This window comes from Mesorhizobium sp. M0491, assembly GCF_040321265.1.
GTDB lineage: Bacteria > Pseudomonadota > Alphaproteobacteria > Rhizobiales > Rhizobiaceae > Mesorhizobium.
In genome coordinates this window covers 307,574-328,198 of record NZ_JAMYRE010000004.1, presented here as the reverse complement: position 1 = coordinate 328,198, position 20,625 = coordinate 307,574, and the positions used below count along the sequence as shown (strand labels likewise).

15 protein-coding genes, 3 pseudogenes and 1 riboswitch are annotated in these 20,625 nt (G+C 60.7%); of the genes and pseudogenes, 11 read left to right on the top strand and 7 right to left on the bottom strand.

Annotation, left to right across the window (positions count from 1 at the left end):
• Positions 1–6: 6 nt before the first annotated feature.
• The 6 genes and pseudogenes from NKI69_RS07205 to NKI69_RS07180 form a co-directional block, all read right to left on the bottom strand.
• Complete coding sequence (locus NKI69_RS07205; protein WP_352678385.1) at positions 7–2,067, bottom strand: hydantoinase/oxoprolinase family protein; 2,061 nt, start codon at positions 2,065–2,067, stop codon at positions 7–9.
• 17 nt (positions 2,068–2,084) lie between these two features.
• The gene (locus NKI69_RS07200; protein WP_352720706.1) at positions 2,085–3,074 is read right to left on the bottom strand and encodes an ABC transporter permease; all 990 of its coding nucleotides are present in this window, start codon (positions 3,072–3,074) and stop codon (positions 2,085–2,087) included.
• On the bottom strand, positions 3,067–4,041 hold the full coding sequence (locus NKI69_RS07195; protein WP_352720704.1) for an ABC transporter permease: 975 nt from the start codon (positions 4,039–4,041) through the stop codon (positions 3,067–3,069). Before NKI69_RS07195 ends, NKI69_RS07200 begins: the two co-directional genes overlap by 8 nt.
• Positions 4,038–5,540 (bottom strand): sugar ABC transporter ATP-binding protein, encoded by a 1,503-nt coding sequence (locus NKI69_RS07190; RefSeq protein ID WP_352720702.1) that lies wholly within the window; start codon positions 5,538–5,540, stop codon positions 4,038–4,040. Before NKI69_RS07190 ends, NKI69_RS07195 begins: the two co-directional genes overlap by 4 nt.
• Positions 5,541–5,614: 74 nt before the next feature.
• Entirely contained in the window at positions 5,615–6,685 is a 1,071-nt protein-coding gene (gene torT, locus NKI69_RS07185; protein WP_023707089.1) for a TMAO reductase system periplasmic protein TorT, read from the bottom strand.
• Positions 6,686–7,160: 475 nt separating this feature from the next.
• Positions 7,161–7,666: pseudogene (locus tag NKI69_RS07180) on the bottom strand (ISNCY family transposase); the annotation flags it as partial.
• 365 nt (positions 7,667–8,031) lie between these two features.
• On the opposite strand from NKI69_RS07180, the gene NKI69_RS07175 reads away from it, so the two are divergent.
• Entirely contained in the window at positions 8,032–8,784 is a 753-nt protein-coding gene (locus NKI69_RS07175; protein WP_352720700.1) for an SDR family NAD(P)-dependent oxidoreductase, read from the top strand.
• 11 nt (positions 8,785–8,795) lie between these two features.
• Here the strand turns inward: NKI69_RS07175 and NKI69_RS07170 are convergent, their stop codons facing one another.
• Positions 8,796–9,464 carry a GntR family transcriptional regulator gene (locus tag NKI69_RS07170; protein WP_032904552.1) on the bottom strand — a complete coding sequence of 223 codons (669 nt, stop codon included), beginning with the start codon at positions 9,462–9,464 and terminating at the stop codon, positions 8,796–8,798.
• 848 nt (positions 9,465–10,312) lie between these two features.
• On the opposite strand from NKI69_RS07170, the gene hemA reads away from it, so the two are divergent.
• The 10 genes and pseudogenes from hemA (at position 10,313) to NKI69_RS07120 (ending at position 20,272) form a co-directional block, all read left to right on the top strand.
• Positions 10,313–11,524 (top strand): 5-aminolevulinate synthase, encoded by a 1,212-nt coding sequence (gene hemA / locus NKI69_RS07165; protein WP_352720698.1) that lies wholly within the window; start codon positions 10,313–10,315, stop codon positions 11,522–11,524.
• Between the two features lie 570 nt (positions 11,525–12,094).
• Positions 12,095–13,398: pseudogene (locus NKI69_RS07160) on the top strand (ATP-grasp domain-containing protein).
• A gap of 223 nt (positions 13,399–13,621) precedes the next feature.
• Positions 13,622–13,738, top strand: a riboswitch (TPP riboswitch).
• Positions 13,739–13,841: 103 nt separating this feature from the next.
• On the top strand, positions 13,842–15,677 hold the full coding sequence (gene thiC / locus NKI69_RS07155; protein ID WP_352720696.1) for a phosphomethylpyrimidine synthase ThiC: 1,836 nt from the start codon (positions 13,842–13,844) through the stop codon (positions 15,675–15,677).
• On the top strand, positions 15,674–16,675 hold the full coding sequence (gene thiO, locus NKI69_RS07150) for a glycine oxidase ThiO (RefSeq protein ID WP_352720694.1): 1,002 nt from the start codon (positions 15,674–15,676) through the stop codon (positions 16,673–16,675). The genes thiC and thiO overlap by 4 nt, the downstream gene beginning before the upstream one ends.
• A complete protein-coding gene (thiS, locus tag NKI69_RS07145; RefSeq protein ID WP_352720692.1) occupies positions 16,644–16,841 on the top strand; it encodes a sulfur carrier protein ThiS in 198 nt (65 codons plus the stop codon). The genes thiO and thiS overlap by 32 nt, the downstream gene beginning before the upstream one ends.
• Before the next feature lie 3 nt (positions 16,842–16,844).
• A complete protein-coding gene (locus NKI69_RS07140; protein WP_352720690.1) occupies positions 16,845–17,618 on the top strand; it encodes a thiazole synthase in 774 nt (257 codons plus the stop codon).
• Positions 17,615–18,220, top strand: a complete 606-nt coding sequence (locus NKI69_RS07135; RefSeq protein WP_352720688.1) for a thiamine phosphate synthase — start codon at positions 17,615–17,617, stop codon at positions 18,218–18,220. Before NKI69_RS07140 ends, NKI69_RS07135 begins: the two co-directional genes overlap by 4 nt.
• Positions 18,211–18,972, top strand: a complete 762-nt coding sequence (gene thiD / locus NKI69_RS07130) for a bifunctional hydroxymethylpyrimidine kinase/phosphomethylpyrimidine kinase (protein ID WP_352720758.1) — start codon at positions 18,211–18,213, stop codon at positions 18,970–18,972. Before NKI69_RS07135 ends, thiD begins: the two co-directional genes overlap by 10 nt.
• A gap of 72 nt (positions 18,973–19,044) precedes the next feature.
• Positions 19,045–19,501: pseudogene (locus NKI69_RS07125) on the top strand (transposase); the annotation flags it as partial.
• Positions 19,502–19,693: 192 nt separating this feature from the next.
• The gene (locus NKI69_RS07120; RefSeq protein ID WP_352720686.1) at positions 19,694–20,272 is read left to right on the top strand and encodes a site-specific integrase; all 579 of its coding nucleotides are present in this window, start codon (positions 19,694–19,696) and stop codon (positions 20,270–20,272) included.
• Positions 20,273–20,625: the final 353 nt, after the last annotated feature.

Genomic DNA, 20,625 nt, shown 5'->3' with positions numbered 1-20,625 from the left:
TGAGTCTCAATCGACTGTCACGACAATGTTGCCTTGCGGATCGACGCGCCCGCGGTGTCCGTCCTTGAGGAAGGCGGTGAACGTCGTCGCCTCCACCAGGCATGGCCCATCAAGCGCCGCCCCCGCGCCCAGCTGGTCCATGTCGTAGACAGGCAGAGAGCTCGTCCGCCGGGTTTCGTGCAAATAAGCTGGCCGATGGGTCTTGGCGACCGGCGCCGTCGCCTGGTCGGCTAGCCTGAAGTCCCTCCAGGCGTCCTGATTAGCCCGCTTGCCCACCGCGCGCAGCTTCCAGTTGGTGAATTCGACGACGTCGCGGTCGGATCTGATTGAATAAATGCGTTCGTGCATCTGATGGAACGCTTCGACGAGACCTGGCAGTTTCGCCGCGTCGAGACGCGCCTCGTTGGCTTCGAAATGGACCTCGATCTCCCAGGATTGGTATTCGTAGCGACCAAGAAAGGAGAACTCGAAACGCCGGAGATCTGGCTCAACACCGGCCTGTTCGAGGAATGCTTCGCCCGACACCTTCAACCGCGCCAGGATGTCGGAGACGCCGGCGGCGTCGAAGCGCCGGGTCGAGGTTAGAAAAACCGCGCTTTCCTCGCGCGTGATATCAGAGATCAACCCGCCGAACGCGCTCAACCCAGCCATGAAGCGCGGGATCATGTAGCGTTTCAAGCCCAATATGTCGGCCATCTCGGCGATGTGGATGGCGGTCGCACCGCCGCCGCAGACAAAGAAACTGTCGCGTGGGTTTATGCCCTCGCGAATGGTGATTTCCTCGATGGCCCCGACCATGTTGTGGTTGCTGGTGGTCTGGATGGCGTAAGCCGCGTCGAGCAACGGGATGCCGAGCCGCGTCGCGATGCTCGCGACCGCTTTCTCGGCCAGATCGCGGCTGATCTTGATCCGGCCGCCGAGAAAATAATCCGGGTCAATGATGCCGAGCACGACATTGGCGTCGGTGACCGTCGGCGCGGTGCCGCCCGCTCCGTAGCATGCCGGCCCCGGCCGCGCGCCAGCGCTTTGCGGCCCGACACGAAGCAGGCCGCCATCGTCGACCCAGGCAATCGACCCGCCGCCGGCGCCAACCGATCTCACATCGACTTTCGCGATCCCCAGCGAGTCGTCGTGGATCATGCTGTCCGGGGTGACGATGATCTGGTGGTCACGCAAAGCCGAGACGTCGAAGGTGGTGCCGCCCATGTCACCGACGATGACGTTGGCTTCGTCGCTCAGCGCCAGCGCGGCCATCGGCGCCAGCGTCGGCCCCGACATGACGCTGTAGATTGGCCGCCGCAGCATCTCGGCGGGAGGCATCATTCCACCGACGCAGTTGGCGAGCAGCAGCTCGCCCTGGAAACCCGCCTGCGAAAGTGCTTGCCGCAAGTCCTCGATGTAGGTGCGCACGATCGGATTGATCGACGCGTCGATAGCGGCCGCGATGATGCGCTTGTACTCGCGCGACATCGGATTGACTTCATGGCTAAGCGTGACCGGGATCTCCGGCCATGCCTGCGCGATGATATCGCGCACCGTTGTTTCATGGATGGGATTGACGACCGACCAAAGCAGACCGACCGCTATCGCTTCGACCCCATAGCGCCGGAAGTCGGCTATCGCCGCCTCGACATCGGATCTCGACAGAGGCGTGAGCTCCCGCCCGCGCGCATCGACGCGGCCCCGCGCCGTCTTCGTCAGGTGGCGCGGGACATAGGGCTCGGGATAGTCGAGCCGCCACTGGAAGGCGCCCTTGCGCGGCCCCTCGCGCAGGACGAGGATGTCCTGATGTCCTTCGTTGAGGATCAATCCGACCTTGACGGTCTTGCGCTCGACCAGCGCGTTGGTCGAGACGGTCGAGCCGTGTACGATCAAGTCGATCTTGGTCATGAACGTCGCGGGATCGAGCCCGTATCCGGCCGCCGCCACGTGCAGCACGTTGATGAATCCCTTCTCGAATTCGCCGGGCGTGGTGGGCGATTTGAAGATCGAGATTTTCCCACCGGGCTCGGAAACCAGGCAATCGGTGAACGTTCCGCCGATATCGATGCAGACTTGATAAGCCATTTATAGGTCCGAAGCTGTTAGCGTTTCTTGTGATCGCGGCCCAGTATCAGGCTGGCCAGAATGATGAGGCCCAACAAAACCTGCTGGAGATACCCGTCGACCTGCATGAGGTTCATGGCGTTGGAAATGACCGTGATAAACAGGGCACCGAGCAGAGCCGCGGTGACGCCTCCCTCTCCGCCGGTGAGGCGCACGCCACCGACCACCGCCGCCGCTATCGATTCCAGGGTCAGGTTGCCGCCGAGATTGGGCTCGCCCGATCCGGTGCGCGCGGTGAGCAGCATGGCGCCAATCGCGGCCAGCAGCGAGCAGACCACGTAGTCGATCGCAACGACGCGTCCGGTGCGAACGCCCGCCGCCTTCGCCGCGCGAGGGTTGGCGCCGATGAGATAAAGGCCGCGCCCGAACACGGTGAAGCGCAGGACCAGGAACAGCAGTGCGAAACACAGCGCGGCGAACAGGATGGGCACCGGAATGCCGATCAGCCGTCCCTCCGCCAAGGCCTCCGTAAAGGCTTCGGGAACGCCCGGCACGGGAAAGCCGCCGCTGACGGTTGACGCCAGTGCCATGACAATGTTGGCCATGCCAAGCGTCGTCACCAGTGGATTGATGCCGATACCGGCGATGAGGACGCCGTTCAGCCCGCCGATCAGCAGCCCGACGCCAAGGCCAGCGGCGATCCCCCACAGGATGGGCATATCGCCGCTTCCGGTCATCACCATCGCCGATATGACGCTGACGAGCGAGACGGTAAAGCCAAGCGACAGGTCGAAGCCGCGCGTTAGCAGCACCATGGTCTGCGCCATGGCAAACAGTGCGAGATAACTCGTCTGGATCGCGATGTTCCAGAGATTGCCGCTTGAAACAATGCGCGGGTCGAGCAGACCGAGACCCAGCAGGGCCAGGAATACGAGCCCCGGCAGCTTGGCCTGCGACGCGAACTGGCGGATGTCCGGGCGAGCGCGGTGAAGAACAACCGGAGCCGCCATGTCTGGGCGATCAGACATTGGCCCGCCTCCCCTGAACAATTCGGTCGAAAGCCAGTGCGCCGATGAGCACCGAACCCAGCACCAGCGTCTGGAACTTGCTGTCGATCTGCGTGAGGTTCATCGCATTGGCAATGATCGCCAGGCACAGCGCCGCCATGGCGACGTTCTCGGCGCGGCCTGAGCCGCCGCGCAATGAAACGCCGCCGATCACCGCTGCGGCGATCGTCTCCAGTCCGAGCGTCCCGCCGATCGTCGACTGGCCGGAACCGATACGGGCGGTGATCAGCACGCCGGTGAGCGCGGCCAGGAGACCGGAGAGCACATAGGCGGTAATCAACACACGGTGTGTGCGCACTCCCGACAGCCGGGCGGCACCGACATTGCCGCCGACGGCGTAGAAGTGGCGCCCGAGCGCGGTCCGACGCTGCAGAATGATGGCGATGGCGATCACCGCGATCGCCAGCAGCAAGGCCGGCGGCAGGCCAAGCACCTGCCCTCGCCCGATGGCATCGACGAAGGCGTCGGAAACGCCATAGATCGGGATGCCCTGCGTGTAATAGAGCGTAATTCCCGCGACGATCGACAACGACGCCAATGTCACCATGAAAGGTGATAGGGAAAGCCGCGCCACCAGCGTGCCGTTTACCAGGCCAACACAGGCGCCGCAGGCCAAGGCCAGCGCTACCGGCATCAGCAGCTGGAGCCCATGCGCGTCGGGCATCGCGGCCATCGCCGCGGCCGTGACCACGGACGCCAAGGCCATGGTGGCACCGACCGACAGATCAAAACCGCCGGTGGTCATGACGATCATCTGGCCGATCGCCGGAACCGCCAGGAAGGAGAAATTGCGCAGGACGTTGAGGATGTTCAGGCGGTTCAGAAAACGCGGTTCGATGATCGCGGCCGCGGCCGCAACCGCGACCAGAAGCAGGATGACGATCCCGCCGGTTTCCAGAAAACGGCGCCGCAGCGTGTCAGGGCTCATGCTGCCTCCGTGGCGCCGGTTTCGGCGTCGAAATAGTGACGCAGCACAGTGGCCTCGGTGATGCCGTCGGCTTTGAGTTCGGCGACTATGCGCCCTTCGCGCATGACATAGACGCGGTTGGCCAGGTGAACGAGCTCTGGCAGTTCGGACGATGACAGCAGAATAGCCGCGCCATTCTCGACCAGGCTTTTCATAAGCCTGTAGACCTCGCTTTTAGCGCCCACGTCGATGCCGACCGTCGGTTCATCGAAAATATGGACCGAGACAGGACGCATCAGACCGCGCGCCAGCACGAGTTTCTGCTGGTTTCCTCCGGAAAACGACGACGCCGCGCGTTCCGGCGCCATCGGTCGTAGACCCAGTGTCTTCAACGGCGCGGCTATCGCCCGGCGCTCGCGCCAGAACTTGAGCAGTCCGGCCTGGGACAGTCTCGGGTCGTCGAGCGCGGCCATGGTCACATTCTCGCGGCCTGGCCGGCCAAGCGCCAGTCCCTCGGCGCCGCGATCGGCCGGGTAGTAACAAAGTCCAGCACGCAACATGCTGTGCGGCACTGGCGCTCTGACCACCTCGCCATGGAGTTCGATCTCACCGGACGTCACACGCTCCAGGCCGAATACGGCTCGGCAAAGTTCGCTACGACCGCAGCCAACCAGGCCCGCCAGGCCGACGATTTCGCCAGCTCTGACCACGATGGAGGCATCGGATATGGTGCCGGAGACACTGATCCCCCTGGTCGCCAGCACGATTTCGGCGGGGCGCTGGCTAATTGATGGATAAAGTCGTTCGACCGGCTGGCCGACCATCATCTCGATCAGGGTCGCGTCCGATGCCGCGGCGATGGCCACTGTGTCGATCTTGCGCCCTCCTCGCAAGACCGTGACACGGTCCGCGAGCCGACGGATCTCGGCCATGCGATGCGACACATAGATGATGCCGACGCCCCGCGCCTTGAGGCCCGCGATTGCGGCGAACAGTTTTTCCGCTTCACCGTCGGTAAGCGACGCGGTCGGTTCGTCGAGGATGAGTATCTTGGCATCCGAAAGCATGCCCTTGGCAATCTCGACCATCTGCTTTTGCGCCCGGGTCAGCGTTTCGATCTTGCTGTCCAGCTCGACGTGAAAGCCAACGTCGCGGAAGCGTTCTTCCGCGCGGGCACGCATCGCGCGCCGATTTAGGAAAAGCCTTCCCTTGATCTCGCGTCCAAGAAACAGGTTCTCCTCGACCGTGAGGTCGGGGACAAGACTGAATTCCTGGAACACAGCCGCCACCCCGGCATCGCGGGATTTCTGTGGGGTCAGCGCGGAAACGGTTTGGCCGTCGATACGGCAAGAGCCTTCGGTCCAGCCGTAGGTTCCCGCTATCAGATTGATGAGCGTCGACTTTCCGGCGCCGTTTTCGCCGAGAAGGGCATGGACCTCACCGCTCAGCAGCGTGAAATCGACGCCGTCAAGCGCCACCACCCCCCCGAAACGCTTCGTCATACCCGTAAGTTCAAGCATCGCTGACACCACCGAACTCGAAGCAAAACGGGCGGCAGGCCAAGGCCGAGGTCTACCGCCCATCGAAGATGCGACTATTGTACCGAAAATTCAGGCTTCCACCCATCGGGCGCGAAAATCTGCGTCGGGTCGATTTTGTCGACGTTGTCCTTGGTCACGATACCCGGCGCGACCAGCAGAACCTTCTCATAGTCCTTCTTTTCCAAGGCGCGCACCGCGAGGTCGACGCTGATGCGGCCCATCATCACCGGATACTCGGCGGCAAAGCCAAGCACCTTGCCTTCCTTGACCAGCTTCAGCATCGTCTGGTTCTCGTAAGACGACATGATCACGACATCGTCGCGGCCAGCGTCGGCGACGGCGCTGACGGCCGCTTCCGCCGCAGCAGCCCCGCCCCAGATGACATTGAGATCCGGATAGGTCTGCAGGGCGTCCTCGACGAGGCGCAGGCTTTGCGGAACGCCGGGCTCACCATAGAGCTCGGCCGCGAGCTTGATGTTGCCGGTTTTGATGCTGTCGCGAAAGCCCGCCATATAGCTCTCCGCCCAACCCGATCCCTGCGGACCCGGCAGGCCGATTGCGGTCGTCTTTTTGTCGCCGAGATACTTCTTGAGGTACTCACCCTCCTGAAAACCCTTCTGGTAGGTATCGGGCGTGATGCGCGCGGTGATCGGAGTTTCCAGGATGGGATTGGCGACGGCGATCTGGACAAGGCCCTTGGCGTCGCCCTCCTTCAGCTTGGCCGCCAGGCCGGCTTCCGAGATGGCGGCGACGAGGATGCCCTGGGCACCGGATGCGACGCAATCGTCATATTGCGACAGCTGCTTGGGCAGCGCGTCATAGCCGCCAGCCTGCAGGACCGTCACTTTGACACCCAGGCGCTTTGCTTCCTCAACGATACCGTAGTCGACCGAGACCCAGTAGCTGTCCTTGAGGTGCGGAAACAAGACGCACAGGTTCCAAGGCTTCTCGGCCTTTTCCAGCGGCACATAGTCGAGTGCCTCGACTTTTTTCAGATCGCCGCCCTTGGCCGAGTTGATCTTGAAGGGCCACCAATCCTTGGCCTGGGCGGCGTTGGGCAGGACGGCCACGCCGGTGACGAAAGCCGCCGCGAGGATGGATCGGAAAGCGTGATTCTTGGTCATGTGATTCCCCATTTTCGTGTGTTCCCGGGTCCGGAGCCGGCGATTTCGCCGGCTCCGCGGTCTGCCTTGGGAGCAGAGGCTTGCTGGCGGATCGTAGTACCGTCTAGGCGAGTCCGCCTTCAGGGCCATCCGCGCCGTTGTTCATTTTCACAGTGCTACCGTACTACTTATAAGTTATAAGTCAATAGGGTTTTCATTAGCCGGTGCTCAGCCGGGAAGGTGTCTTCAATCGCGGTTTCGCTGCCTCGACCGGGATCACAATCCATTTGACGAAAGACGAGGTCGGAGACAGCAGCCATGCAACTGGCCTCGGCGATGTGGGCTTCCTCGCGACCGACCGGTATGCGGCTTGTCGATCGAGTTGCCTGACATCAAGCGCCGGCGAATAAGTCAAAGCCATCAGCGTGGCCTTCGAATACAGAGCCATTGGTCAGCAGCCGCACTTCGCTAGCGACCAAATCGTCTAGGGTCTTTAGGGAGGAGATGTGCCCAGTGCATTCGCGTGCTGCAACAGCCGCGCTGAACCGCACGGCAGCGTGCCATAACACGCTGCGGTCGGATGATTGTTGAAATGACGGTTCCCCGCGCACGACCGTGCCGCTTTCCAACTTCTCTCGTCTGGCGCTTGCCAGCCTGAGTTCTTCCTAGAGGTCGGCGCCCGGATTGCGGGTGTTGTCTTGCGACATCATTCTCCCGGCAGCCGGGCAAAGGCCCGCAACGTGGAGGCTTCTAAATGGAACGCGGGTTCCCGATGCTTAGTGGGTGGTGCTGCTTGAGCAGGGGCAGGGCAGCACAGCCTCCGCCGGCAAGCCGTCGCGGCCCGTTCCCTTGATAGCGTGCCGGCGCAAGTCCCGCGTCACCAGGCTCGCAAATCGCGATGCACGTCCAGCCATTGCGACATGGTTTTGCCAGCTGAGAGGCCGATCCCGTGTGCGGCGAACAGTCGAAACACTGATTGGTCGGTGTGCGTTCTTGGCGTATTGTGCAGCACTTCTGGCATTACTGGCCTTGCGGGGATGACGAGTCGGTCATGCGACAGTATGGATGTCCCTATCGGAATAGCCGGTCCGCCTTATCGGTCGTCACACCCGCATATCGCTCCGCTTCTAGGGAAACCCCATCACGCGAGGAAAGACATGGCCACATGCGCAGTATCGCCAATCTAGCCGTTGGGCCGACGGCCCGGCGCTTGGGCCAGTCCACCGGCTTTAACCTGCGTCACAACTTGATCCACTGATCCTAGGTGACGACAACGTTGTTCGTCATGATTTGATGGGGCGGGGATTGGCCCAAAAGCGAGCCCCCCAAACTGTGCGGTTGCCAAATACGTAATGGAGTGAATTGGAATGATCATCGTAACAGGCGCCACGCACGGGATTGGGCGGGCCTGCGTGGAGAAACTTGCGTCTGCCGGTTCCAGAGTGGTGGCGACCGGCCGAGATGCAGAAGCGGGCGCGGCGCTCGAACGCGCCAATCACGGTGTCACGTTCGTTGCCGGTGACATCATCCGTGAAGACGATTGCCGCCGTGTCGTCGACCGTGCGCTTGAACTTGGCAACGGCCGGCTCGCCGGGCTCGTGAACAATGCCGGCATGTCGAAGCGCATTGCCTTCGCCACCGCCACCCAGAACGATTGGGATGAGGTCCTTGCGGTTAATGCACGCAGCGTCTTTTTCTTCATCCGTCATGCGCTGGACGGCTTGCGGCTCGGGAGGGGTTCAGTCGTCAACATGGCCAGCATCGCCGGAAAGACGGGCGAAGAAGGGCTCGCTGCCTACTGCGCCTCAAAGGCCGCGGTCATCGGGCTGACGCAGGCACTCGCGCTGGAGTTCGGCGAGGAGATCCGCTTCAACGCTGTTTGCCCCGGCCAGATCGAAACACGCATGATGGGCAACATCATAAGCGATGCACTGCGCAAGAAGCAGCTCGAACTGCGGATCCCTGCCAACCGCTTCGGTGCCCCTGAAGAGATCGCTGATGTGGTCGCTTGGTTACTTTCGAATCAATCGAGCTATGTCAACGGCACGGTGGTGACTGTAGACGGCGGGGAAACAGCCGGCCTGCGCACACCCCGCGTCGCGCAGATCGATGGTGCTTAGGGCAATTCAGCTCAGCCGGAGCCGCGCTCGTCGAAATAGCGCAGAAAACCATGTGAGCCTCGCTGGATGTCGTTCTCGATCGCCTCGCGGGCCCTCTTCCTGTCGCCAGCCCTCAAGGCCTCGATGAGATGGTCATGTTCTTCCGCGCCGGTGTACCCGCGCGGAATTTCCCGATCGTAAACGTTAAGGATTGGACCCATCGAGGCCCACATGCTTTCGATCTGTCCGATCAGCATCGGCATACGCGACAGGCGGTAGACGCCGAAGTGGAAAGCGCGATTGGAGGATCGCGCTTCCTTGATATTACCGGCCTTATGGCTCTCTACAAATGAGGCGCGGAAGGTCTCAAGCTGTTCGAGATCGGCGGGGGCAAAATGGTCGGCAGCGTGTTCTGCCGCAAGCCCTTCAAGTGCCACGCGGATCAGCTTGATCTGAATGTAGCGGGCGCGGCTGAGGTCTGGCACCGCGGCGAACCTGCCGGAGCGCAACTCGAGCGCCTGCTCGCTGACGAGCCGCAGACAGGCTTCGCGCACCGGCGTAATGCTGGTTCCGAGCTGCTCGGCAAGATCCTGCATAAGGAGACGATCGCCCGGCGCGAAATTGCCGATGATCAAGCCATCCCGCACCTTGCTGTAAATCCGCGCGGACAGGCTGCCCATCTCCTCGGGCTGCATCTTCATAGGGCCCATGGGACTCCCCTCGTCTGTGCTGCAGCTCTACGGAAATGTCGATTGACGCGTTTCACTACGTTTATAAGTTATAATCGCTGCCTATATTTTGTTATTCAGCGGCAGACAAGTACGTGCACGTTAATTGTCTGCAGCAAACATGTCCGTTTCATAATATTTGTGAAAATTTTGTTTCATAAAAAAAACAAGGAGACCCTTCTTTTCCGATTCTGACAATGGAATGTGACGACAAAAAAGGCGCGATCTCATCTGCGTGGCATGAGTTGGTGTGCGAGAGATGATGACATCTGAAGGAGCCGGGAAGCTTACATGTCAATTTCCAGTCTGATGGGCAGAAATTTCCGATTCTGAGGCGACTCCGAACCGGCTGGACCGACGATGACGTCGGCACCGTCAAGATGATCCGGCAGGCCAGCACGTCCAAAAGCTGCGTATGGCGTTTGCAGAGCGTTTCGCCGCAGAAGGGCTTCAAGGGCTGTTGCGCGACAAGACGCGGCCCTCGCGCATTGCGGCTCTCGGGCCCGAAAGCCCGCCGAGCGCAGCTCTGACAAGGCCGCGACAGGAATTGAACGACGACTGGCCAGAATTATGAAATCCCTTGCGACACTATGCAATTTCAGACATTTCAGTAATAAATAGATTTAACATTCTCTTCACTTGCACTTTGGGGCGCGTTACCCGATTAGCTGGAGCGGCCGAAACCCCCGCAGGATCAAGCGCGTAGTCGAAATCCAATCTTGCTGGTGCTTGTCGAGGGATGCGACGCGATGGGCCGGCGCAGGTGCGCTGTGAAGCAGCACTGAGCGCGCCGAAAAACGGCTTCCCAACAGGAGATTGATTTGGATTATGTGCAGTATTTCGCCGGAAGAATCGAGCAACTCAAAGGCCGTGGCGGGTATCGTGAATTTGCCGATCTGGAGCGTCAGTCTGGCAACTTCCCAAAGGCCTGGCTCAATAGGCCCGACGGCCGAAAAGAGATAACCATTTGGTGCACTAATGATTATCTCGGTATGGGGCAGCACCCCAAAGTGCTATCGGCAATGAAGCGCGCCGTCGATGCCAACGGCGCAGGATCGGGAGGATCCCGCAACATTGGTGGCACCAACCATTACCACGTGTTGCTCGAGCGGGAGCTTGCAGATTTCCACAATAAGGAAGCAGGATTGATTTTTGTTTCCGGCTTCAGCTCAAACGATTCATCCTTGAGTACATTGGCATCTTTGATGCCGGACACAATTATTTTTTCTGACGAGCACAACCACGCTTCAATTATTAGTGGATGCCGCAACAGCCGGGCCGAAAAGCGCGTCTTCCGGCATAACGACGTTGCGCATTTGCGGGAGCTTCTGCGCAGTGTAAATCCTGCAAGACCCAAGATCATTGTTTTTGAATCGGTATATTCAATGGACGGTGACATTTCACCGATCAAAGATATCTGTGACATGGCGGACGAATTTGGCGCAATGACGTTTCTGGATGAAGTTCATGCATCGGGAATGTACGGTCCGAAAGGCGCCGGCATTGCCGCGGAACTTGGCATCATGGATCGTCCAACCATCATCGAAGGGACGCTAGGTAAGGCGTTCGGCTCGATGGGGGGTTATGTGACCGGACCTGCCTCCATTGTTGACAGCATACGAAGCTTCTCGATCGGTTTCATTTTCACCACGGCGCTTGCGCCAGCGCTGGCGGCTGGTGCGCTGGCAGCGCTGCGCCATCTTCGCGATTCAGATTCAGAACGAATTGATCTGCACCGGAAAACGAAACTTTTAATCGGATTGCTGAAAGAGGCGGGCATCCCCGTCATGCCGACCCGAAGCCACATCATTCCTGTGCTTATTGGTGATCCATTCCGTTGCAAGGAAGCGTCCCGCCAGCTTCTGGATCAGCATGGAATATACGTTCAGCCAATTCTGGCGCCGAGTGTTCCGGTGGGAACCGAGCGGTTCAGGGTGACGGTTACGCCTGCCCATAGTACGACAGATATTCGGACGTTCGTCGATGCGCTCAGGCAGGTTCTGCTGCGGGACAATCTTGGCAAGGCTGCCTAATGTAAATGCTGGGAACGACAGGGCGCGCAGCCTCAGACCTGATTATATTAGCCGGGCTCGCCGAGGTGGATGCGGCGGTCCGCGATCCGGTTCTGACGCCCGATCGCATCTTCGAATGTCATCGGAAAGCAGTTCCGTAACCCGCAATGACAGCTTTCGCGATCTTAAATGATGTGACTCCATGATTGAATGGGGCCGTTTGACGACTCGCTGCTTACACATCGGGCCGGTTCCAGATTCAGGGCTCACGATGAGCCGGTATGACCAGAGCGCATGTTCTTGTGCTGCGAGTTTGATGTGGCTTGGCGTGCCCTACCCGAGAGGTAGGTCACGCCCAGGCCCACGGGATCACACACCAACCCCAGCTAACCTGGTTTGAACGGAGCAAGCCTCCGACGCCGCCCTAATCAACAACGCTGCAACAGATCCTTCAAATCAATTTACAAGATTTTTACAACCGTCAGTCGTTGACAATGGTACGGCACCGCGAGTCTGAGGTCCGGCACGGCTCCAAAAGTGACGCCGGTACCCTCGGACCGCCGCCAGCACGCAACATCGGGATTAACAGCAATGGTAAGAAGAAGAGCGCTCATATTGGTCGAAGGCCATAGGGGTACTGGTCAGCTATACGTCCAAGCGGCTCAGTGTCTTGGTCTTCATCCAATTACTCTGACGGCTGATCCACCTCGGTACGACTATCTTTCGGCGGAAAACGTTGAGGCAATCCGTGTCGACACTGGCAATCTCGAAGCGTTGGTCCGCGAAAGTTCGCGGCTGCGTGCTACCCACGACATTGCTGGCATTACTGGCTTTGCCGGGGACCATGAATCGATCTATGCGACAGTTGGCAAGCTTTGCCGGCATTTCGATCTACCGGGACCGAACCCTGAATCGATTGAACGAAGCTGCGACAAATTCAAGCAACGCCAACTCCTCGCGCAGGCCGGCGTTCCAATACCGGCTTATCGGTTGGCAACGAATGCGGCGGAGGTAGAAAGCTCGGCTGCAGAGATCGGCCTGCCCGTGATTCTTAAGCCGGCAGTAGGCAGCGGCAGCATGGGTGTCCGATTGTGCCGCAGCCTCGAAGACGTAGCCGAACATACGACCTATCTATTGGGCGGAAAGCACATATGGCGGTCTACACCGAAAATACTCGTCGAAGAATTCGCACAGGGCCCGTTCTATAGCATTAATGTTATGGGGAATGAGGTCGTTGCGATTTGCGCCAATGACTTTGGTCCCCTCCCCCATTTCGTCATACGTGAGGTGACGTATCCGGCCCTGCTAACCGATCAGGAGCGTGAGCGCATCGCCGATGTTTCGCTGAGCTGTTTGCGGGCTCTCGGCCTTGGCTGGGGCCAACTAACGTTGAACTCCGGTGCACGAAACGCGGTCCAGTTGTCATTGAAGTTAATCCGCGTCTTAGTGGCGCGCCCGACCCTCAACTGGTCCAGTTAGCTTACGGTGTCGACCTCGTCGCCGAGCACATCAAGCTTGTCATTGGCGGGGAATGGGATCTGCGCAAAAAGCATTCGCATACTGCGGCCGCGCGATTCCTGCTTCCTGATCAAGATGGCACCCTGGACTGGATTGGTGGCGACACTCAGGCAGCTGCTATATCAGGTGTGGCCGAGGTCAAATTGAATGTTGAACCCAAGACACCGATCGTCAGGAAGGGGGATTTCCGAGACTGGATTGGACATGTCATTGCCACTTCGCCCAGCCGTGCTGAAACCGAGGGCGCCCTTCAGCGAGCGGTCGACTTGATCGATTGGTCGATCACCCCTTTTCCGGCGACAATAAGAGGTGATCGAGAGCACGATGTTTGTGGGGCGTTCGGGCGGCCCACCAGTTCTGTTCCGATCAGGCATTGACGGCTTAAGATCCTTGAAACGCAGCAGTTCCGTCTACGTCAATGTCACATCAAGTTTGACGAGGCAAATGCAGCTTTGGCCACACCTGCCTTGTCTCCCGCGGAACTTCTCCGCGACCCGTGGCGAGGCCGTCGGCCCAATTTGGCCCCAATTTGATTGCCGCCCACCGCCGCCGCAGGACGAACACGCGCTTGACAAGACAACCCCGGCCCGTTCAACTTGAGGCATTCACCAGGGGAGTCCCGGCAAGGGGCTGAGATACTGCTGGCTTTCGCGGCGCAGTGACCCGTTGAACCTGATCCAGTTCATACTGGCGTAGGGACGGTGCAAGCGCTCTGCGGGAGTTCACGCCCGAGGTCCTGTTTCGGCAGGTCGACAGAAGCGTCTTTTCATCCTTCCGGCACAGAACTGGGTCTCCAATGCATGAGCAAAGGAGCCTCAAGATGAATGCCCTCACCCCAGCCGTCTCAACGGGACCGCTGCCTGCTTCGCGTAAGATCCACAAGCCCGGTGCCATCCACCCGCAGATCCGGGTGCCGATGCGCGAAATCTCCGTCCATCCGACAGCCGGCGAACCGCCCGTCACCGTCTACGACCCGTCGGGCTCCTATACCGATCCGGCTGTCGAAACCAGCATCGAAAAAGGCCTGGCCCGGCTTCGCCACGAATGGATCTTGGCGCGCGGCGATGTCGAGGGCTGCGACGGCCGCCATGTCCGGCCGGAGGACAACGGATTCGCCACCGGCGAGCGCCTGACACCGGAATTTCCGATACGCAATCGGCCGCTCAAGGCCAAGCAGGGCAAGGCGGTGACCCAACTTGCCTATGCGCGCGCCGGCATCATCACGCCAGAAATGGAGTTCGTCGCCATCCGCGAGAACCTTGGTCGCGAGATCCTACGCGGCAAGCTTGAGCGCGACGGCGAGGCTTTCGGCGCGACGCTGCCCGATTTCGTCACGCCCGAATTCGTGCGTGACGAGGTGGCGCGCGGACGGGCGATCATCCCCGCCAACATCAACCATCCCGAGAGCGAGCCAATGATCATCGGCCGCAATTTCCTGGTCAAGATCAACGCCAACATCGGCAACTCCGCCGTCACATCATCGATGGCCGAAGAGGTCGAAAAAATGGTCTGGGCGATCCGCTGGGGCGCCGATACGGTGATGGACCTGTCGACCGGCCGCAACATCCACAACATCCGCGAATGGATCGTCCGCAACGCGCCGGTGCCGATCGGCACGGTGCCGCTCTACCAGGCGCTCGAGAAGGTTGGCGGCATTGCCGAGGACCTGACCTGGGAGGTCTACCGCGACACGCTGATCGAGCAGGCCGAGCAAGGCGTCGACTATTTCACCATCCACGCCGGCGTGCGGCTGCATTACATCCCGCTGACCGTTGACCGGGTCACGGGTATCGTCTCGCGCGGCGGCTCGATCATGGCAAAATGGTGCCTGCACCATCACCGGGAAAGCTTCCTCTACGAGCACTTCGCCGAGATCTGCGACATCGCCAGAGCCTACGACGTCTCCTTCTCGCTCGGCGACGGTCTTCGTCCAGGCTCGATCGCCGATGCGAACGACGCGGCGCAATTTGCCGAGTTGGAAACGCTCGGCGAACTGACGCAGATCGCCTGGGCGAAGGATTGCCAGGTAATGATCGAAGGCCCCGGCCACGTGCCGATGCACAAGATCAAGGAGAACATGGAAAAGCAGCTCGCCGTCTGCGGTGAGGCGCCGTTCTACACGCTTGGCCCGCTGACGACCGACATCGCGCCGGGCTATGACCACATCACCTCCGGCATCGGTGCCGCCATGATAGGCTGGTTCGGCACCGCAATGCTTTGCTACGTCACGCCGAAAGAGCATCTCGGCCTTCCCGATCGCAACGACGTCAAGATCGGCGTGATCACCTACAAGATAGCCGCCCACGCCGCCGACCTGGCGAAGGGCCATCCGGCAGCGAAAGTCAGGGATGATGCGCTTTCCCGCGCGCGCTTCGAGTTCCGCTGGGAGGACCAGTTCAATCTGTCGCTCGACCCGGAAACCGCGCGGTCCTTCCACGACCAGACCTTGCCCAAGGAGGCGCACAAGGTGGCGCATTTCTGCTCGATGTGCGGACCGAAATTCTGCTCCATGCGTATCTCTCACGACATCCGCGCCGAGGCACAGAAAGAGGGCATGGCGGCGATGGCGGCGAAATACCGCGAGGGCGGCGATCTCTACCTGCCGGCGGACGAGACCGGCGCACCGCTCATATCTCAGCCACGTGAGCCATCATGAAGGTCTTGGTCAAAGGGGCGGGCGTTGCCGGCCTCACCGCCGCCTTCGAGTTCGCCGCACGCGGCGCGGCGGTTACCGTTGCCGAGACAAGGCCTGCCCTTGGAGGCAATGCGTCGTGGTTCGCCGGTGGCATGTTGGCGCCGTGGTGCGAGCGTGAAAGCGCCGAGCAGCCGGTGCTGGATCTCGGACGCGACGCCGCCGACTGGTGGGACGCCGCAACGCCAGGCTTGGTAGCACGACGGGGAACGCTGGTCTTGGCCGCGCCGCGCGATGCGGGCGAGCTCGACCGGTTCGCCAGCCGCACGACGGGCTATCGGCGTGTCGAGGAAGATGAAATTGCCTTGCTGGAGCCCGACTTAGCCCGCCGCTTCCGCCGCGGATTGCTCTTCCCCGACGAGGCTCACCTCGACCCACGCCCGGCGATGGCGGCACTTCATGACAAGCTTGCGACCATGGGTGTCAAATTCCACTTCGGCTGCGACGCCCGGCCTGTTTCGGGTTTCGCCCGTCAGATAGACTGCATGGGAATGGCAGCGGCCGATGACAGGCTGCGCGGTGTTCGCGGCGAAATGCTGATCCTTCGCACGCCTGATGTCTCGCTGTCGCGGCCGGTCCGTTTGCTTCATCCACGCTTTCCGCTTTATGCCGTGCCGCGCACCGATCACCGTTTCATGATCGGAGCGACGATGATTGAAAGCCAGAGTGCCGGACCGGTGATGGCGCGTTCCATGATGGAGCTGCTGGGTACCGCCTATGCCCTCCACCCGGCCTTTGGCGAGGCCGATATCGTTGAAACCGGTGTCGGCGTCCGCCCAGCCTTTCCCGACAATTTGCCGCGCGTCGAAACGAACGGCGAAATCATCGCGATCAACGGGCTCTATCGTCACGGTTTTCTCCTGGCTCCCGCCATGGCGCGCCAGGCTGCCGACCTGGTTTTCAGTCAAGACAGAACTAAGGAGCTTGCTCATGAAACTGATCGTCAACGGCGAAGCGCATGAGGTTGCCACCACCACGCTGGCCGAGCTGCTTGCCGCGCTTGACTATGAGGGCGATTGGCTGGCGACCGCCGTCAACAGCGACCTCGTGCACAAAGCCAACCGGGCGGAATTCCAGTTGAACGACGGCGACCGGATCGAAATCCTCTCGCCCATGCAGGGTGGCTAGGCCATGATCGAGCTTTATGGAGCCGAGCTTCCGTCGCGCCTGCTTCTCGGCACGGCTCAATATCCTTCGCCGGCCATCCTTGCCGATGCGGTCAGGGCATCGGGCACGTCGGTGGTGACCGTCTCTCTGCGCCGTGAGATGGCAGGCGGCAGGGGCGGCGAAAAATTCTGGTCTCTTATACGCTCGCTGGATGTCAGAATCCTGCCCAACACGGCTGGTTGCCACTCCGTCAAGGAGGCTGTCACGACCGCGAAGATGGCGCGCGAAGTTTTCGGCACCAGCTGGATCAAGCTCGAAGTGATCGGCAACCACGACACGCTGCAGCCGGACGTGTTCGGTTTGGTCGAAGCCGCCCGCATCCTGTGCGAGGACGGTTTTGCTGTATTCCCCTATACCACAGATGACCTTGTCGTCGCCGAGCGGCTGCTTGCGGCGGGCTCCAAGGTCTTGATGCCGTGGTGCGCGCCGATCGGTTCCGCCCTCGGGCCGGTCAACATTCCGGCCCTGCGCTCAATGCGCGGACATTTCCCTGAGGTACCTCTGATTGTGGATGCAGGGCTCGGGCGGCCGTCACACGCGGCGACTGTCATGGAACTCGGCTTTGATGCCGTTCTCCTGAACACCGCGGTTGCCAAGGCGGCCGATCCGGTCGGCATGGCGCGCGCGTTCGGCAAGGCGGTCGAGGCCGGTCGTGAAGCTTTCAGCTCGGGAATGCTCGAACCGCGCGACGTCGCCATGCCATCGACACCGACCATCGGCAGGGCAGTATTTTCATGAAGCTCGATCCCTTCTACCTGATCGTCGACAGCGCTGCCTGGATCGAACGGCTGGTGCCGCTTGGCGTCAAGCTGGTTCAGTTGCGCATCAAGGATAGGGACGAGGCCACGCTGCGGACGGAAATCCGCCGCGCGAACGGCGTCTGCGCGGCCCATGGTTGCCAACTGATCGTCAACGACTATTGGCGCACGGCAATCGAGGAAGGCTGCGACTTCGTCCATCTCGGCCAAGAGGATTTGGCTGCGGCCGACCTGCTGGCGATCAAGTACGCCGGATTGAAGCTCGGGCTTTCCACGCACGATCATCTAGAACTGGAAACGGCCATCGCTGCCGAGCCCGACTATATCGCGCTCGGCCCCATCTATCCCACCATCCTGAAGCAGATGAAATGGGCGCCGCAAGGGCTCGCGCGGATCAGCGCGTGGAAGCATCGGTTGGCGCCGATCCCATTGGTCGCCATCGGCGGCCTCAACCCCGACCGGCTCGACGGTGTCTTCGAGGCTGGTGCGGACAGCGCGGCGGTGGTCACCGACATCACGTTGAATGCCGATCCCGAAGCGCGCACGCGAGAATGGATCGAAAAGACAAAGCCATGGCGCTGAGGCGAGAACCGCATGTGCTCGTGGTCGGCGGATCTGACTCCAGCGGTGGAGGCGGAATAGCACGCGATATCGAGACGATCTCTTCCATTGGCGTGCGTACCTGCCTTGCTGTCACCGCGCTAACGGTGCAGACGCACGATGCGGTCATGGAAATCCACTCTATGCAACCCGGTCTGGTTGCCGGTCAGATGCGTGCGGCGTTGCAGGCCAACAAGGTGGCGGCCATCAAGATCGGGATGCTCGCCACGGTGGAGATCGTCATTGCGGTTGCCGGATTGCTGCGCGAAAATCCGCAGGTGCCGGCAGTGCTCGACCCGGTGCTGGCGTCGACGTCAGGCCGGGCGCTCCTGGAAGCCGGCGCCATCGCCGCCCTGAAATGCGATCTGATGCCATTTTGCCGTCTGGTCACCCCCAATCTCTTCGAGCTGGCACTCCTTGTTGGCTCGGAGCGGGCAGTGGATGAGGATGGCGTAGTGTGGCAAGGCCAAGAATTGCTGGCAGCCGGCGCGCGGGCTCTGCTGATCAAGGGCGGCCATGCATCGGGACCGCAATCAACCGATATTCTGTTGCGCCCCGATCACGAACCAGTCCGCTTTGACACGCCGCGTCTTGCCGCATCGATGCGCGGGACGGGCTGCATGCTGGCCAGCTCGATTGCGGCACATCTGGCGAAGGCGCAATCAATCGAGTACGCCGTGCGCCAGGGCAAGCTCTTTGTGTCAGAAAAGCTTCGGAAAACCCCAGCCGAATAGCCGTAGAGCCGGCTCAAGCGTTCAGCGGCTGACGCTGAAATGGAAGCCGTAGCCCTCCTGCCCCTTTATCACAGGGCGTGGAAGGCCGAACGCCGCACCTGCGCTCGCATCGAGGCAACCACCCTCGGCCTCGGCATCCGCTTCGTCGTCACCAATCTCGACAAAGGCTCCGCCGAGCACATCTACGACGTGATCTACTGCGCCCGCGGCCAGGCCGAAAACCTGATCAAGATGCACAAGAGCCAACTCGCCTCCGACCGCACCTCCTGCCGCTCACCGATTGCCAATCAGGTCCGTCTTGTCCTGCACACCGCCGCAAACTGGTTAATGCTCACCCTGCGCGAGGCGGTGCCCACGACCCATCATCTGCGCAACGCCCGAGTTCGCTACGCTGCGGCTCAGGCTGCTCAAGCTCGGCGCCCGCGTCATCGAAACCGTCTCGCGCATCCGCCTGGCCTTCGCCGCCGCCTGTCCCGAGGCAAGTCTGTTCCGGGCGATCGCCAGCAATCTGCTACCGGCAGGAGCATGACCGCCGGGGCAGCGGGCCCCGCCGAACCACACAGCTTCCACCCTCCAGCGCGTTCACAAGTCCAGACACAGCCGCGGTGAAAAAGACGCCGAGCCGCCACATGTCCGCCGCTCAGCGGCAAACAAATCCAGATTCGTCATGAATAAGACGGGCTAGCGCCAGTTCGGGAGCACCAGGCGAACGGAAAAGATTGTGGTTGAGAAGCTGGTCGTCATCGTAGATGTGGATCTCGGCAACACGGGTCTTGGCGGCGAGGTCGAGCAGATAGGCACCAACGGGAAGATCCGAGCCGACATTAAAACGAAGAAGCGTGGGCGAGCGATCGTTCGCGCAGGCATTGGCACCGGCTCACGCGGCGTAGGTCTTCTCGGCGGCATCTTCACGTATGCCATCCGGGAAAGGATCATCGAGAGGATTCCGGTTCAAGGCTTTCGTAAATCAAAAGATCGCGTTCGAGACCGTCGTCTGACCGATCGTGAGTATCGGGCGTTGGGTAAGATTCTCGCGGGCGCCGCTTTCGACCCGCAGTTTTCAACGGTTACCAAAATGGTGCGGACCCTCGCTTTGACTGGATATCGACGAGGCGAGATCATCAATCTCAGAATGGGCGAGATCGATGTTGAGCGCAGCTGCATCAGGCTTGAAGAATTCCAAGGAAGGAGCATCTACCCGGGCCATCGGCTTGCCCGTGGTCGAGTTGCTCCCAACCACTATTGTCCAACGATGAGGCTGATTTCGTGTTCCCCGGTACCCAGAAAGGCAAGCCATTAGTCGGCTTCCCAAAGCTGTGGGAAAAGCTCGTCAAAGACACACCACTTGAAAGCGTTACACCCCATGTGCTTCGTCACAGTTTCGCGAGCGTGGCAGATCTCGGCTTTACCCAGTCGACGATAGCTGCCTTGGTGGACATTCTCGTGGGACGATCACGAGCCACGAGCCGTTACATTCACGCCGTAGACACGGCGCTCGTGATGGCAGGCGATACAGTCGCTAGCTACATTCAGGCTTTGCTTGATGGAGTTAAGTTCGAGCGCGCAAATTATGCGCTCGATCACAGCGCGCGTAAGGATGCAATGCGGAAATTCTTGACGGCGCTATAGCGTCTATCGAGTGGCCAGTTCCAT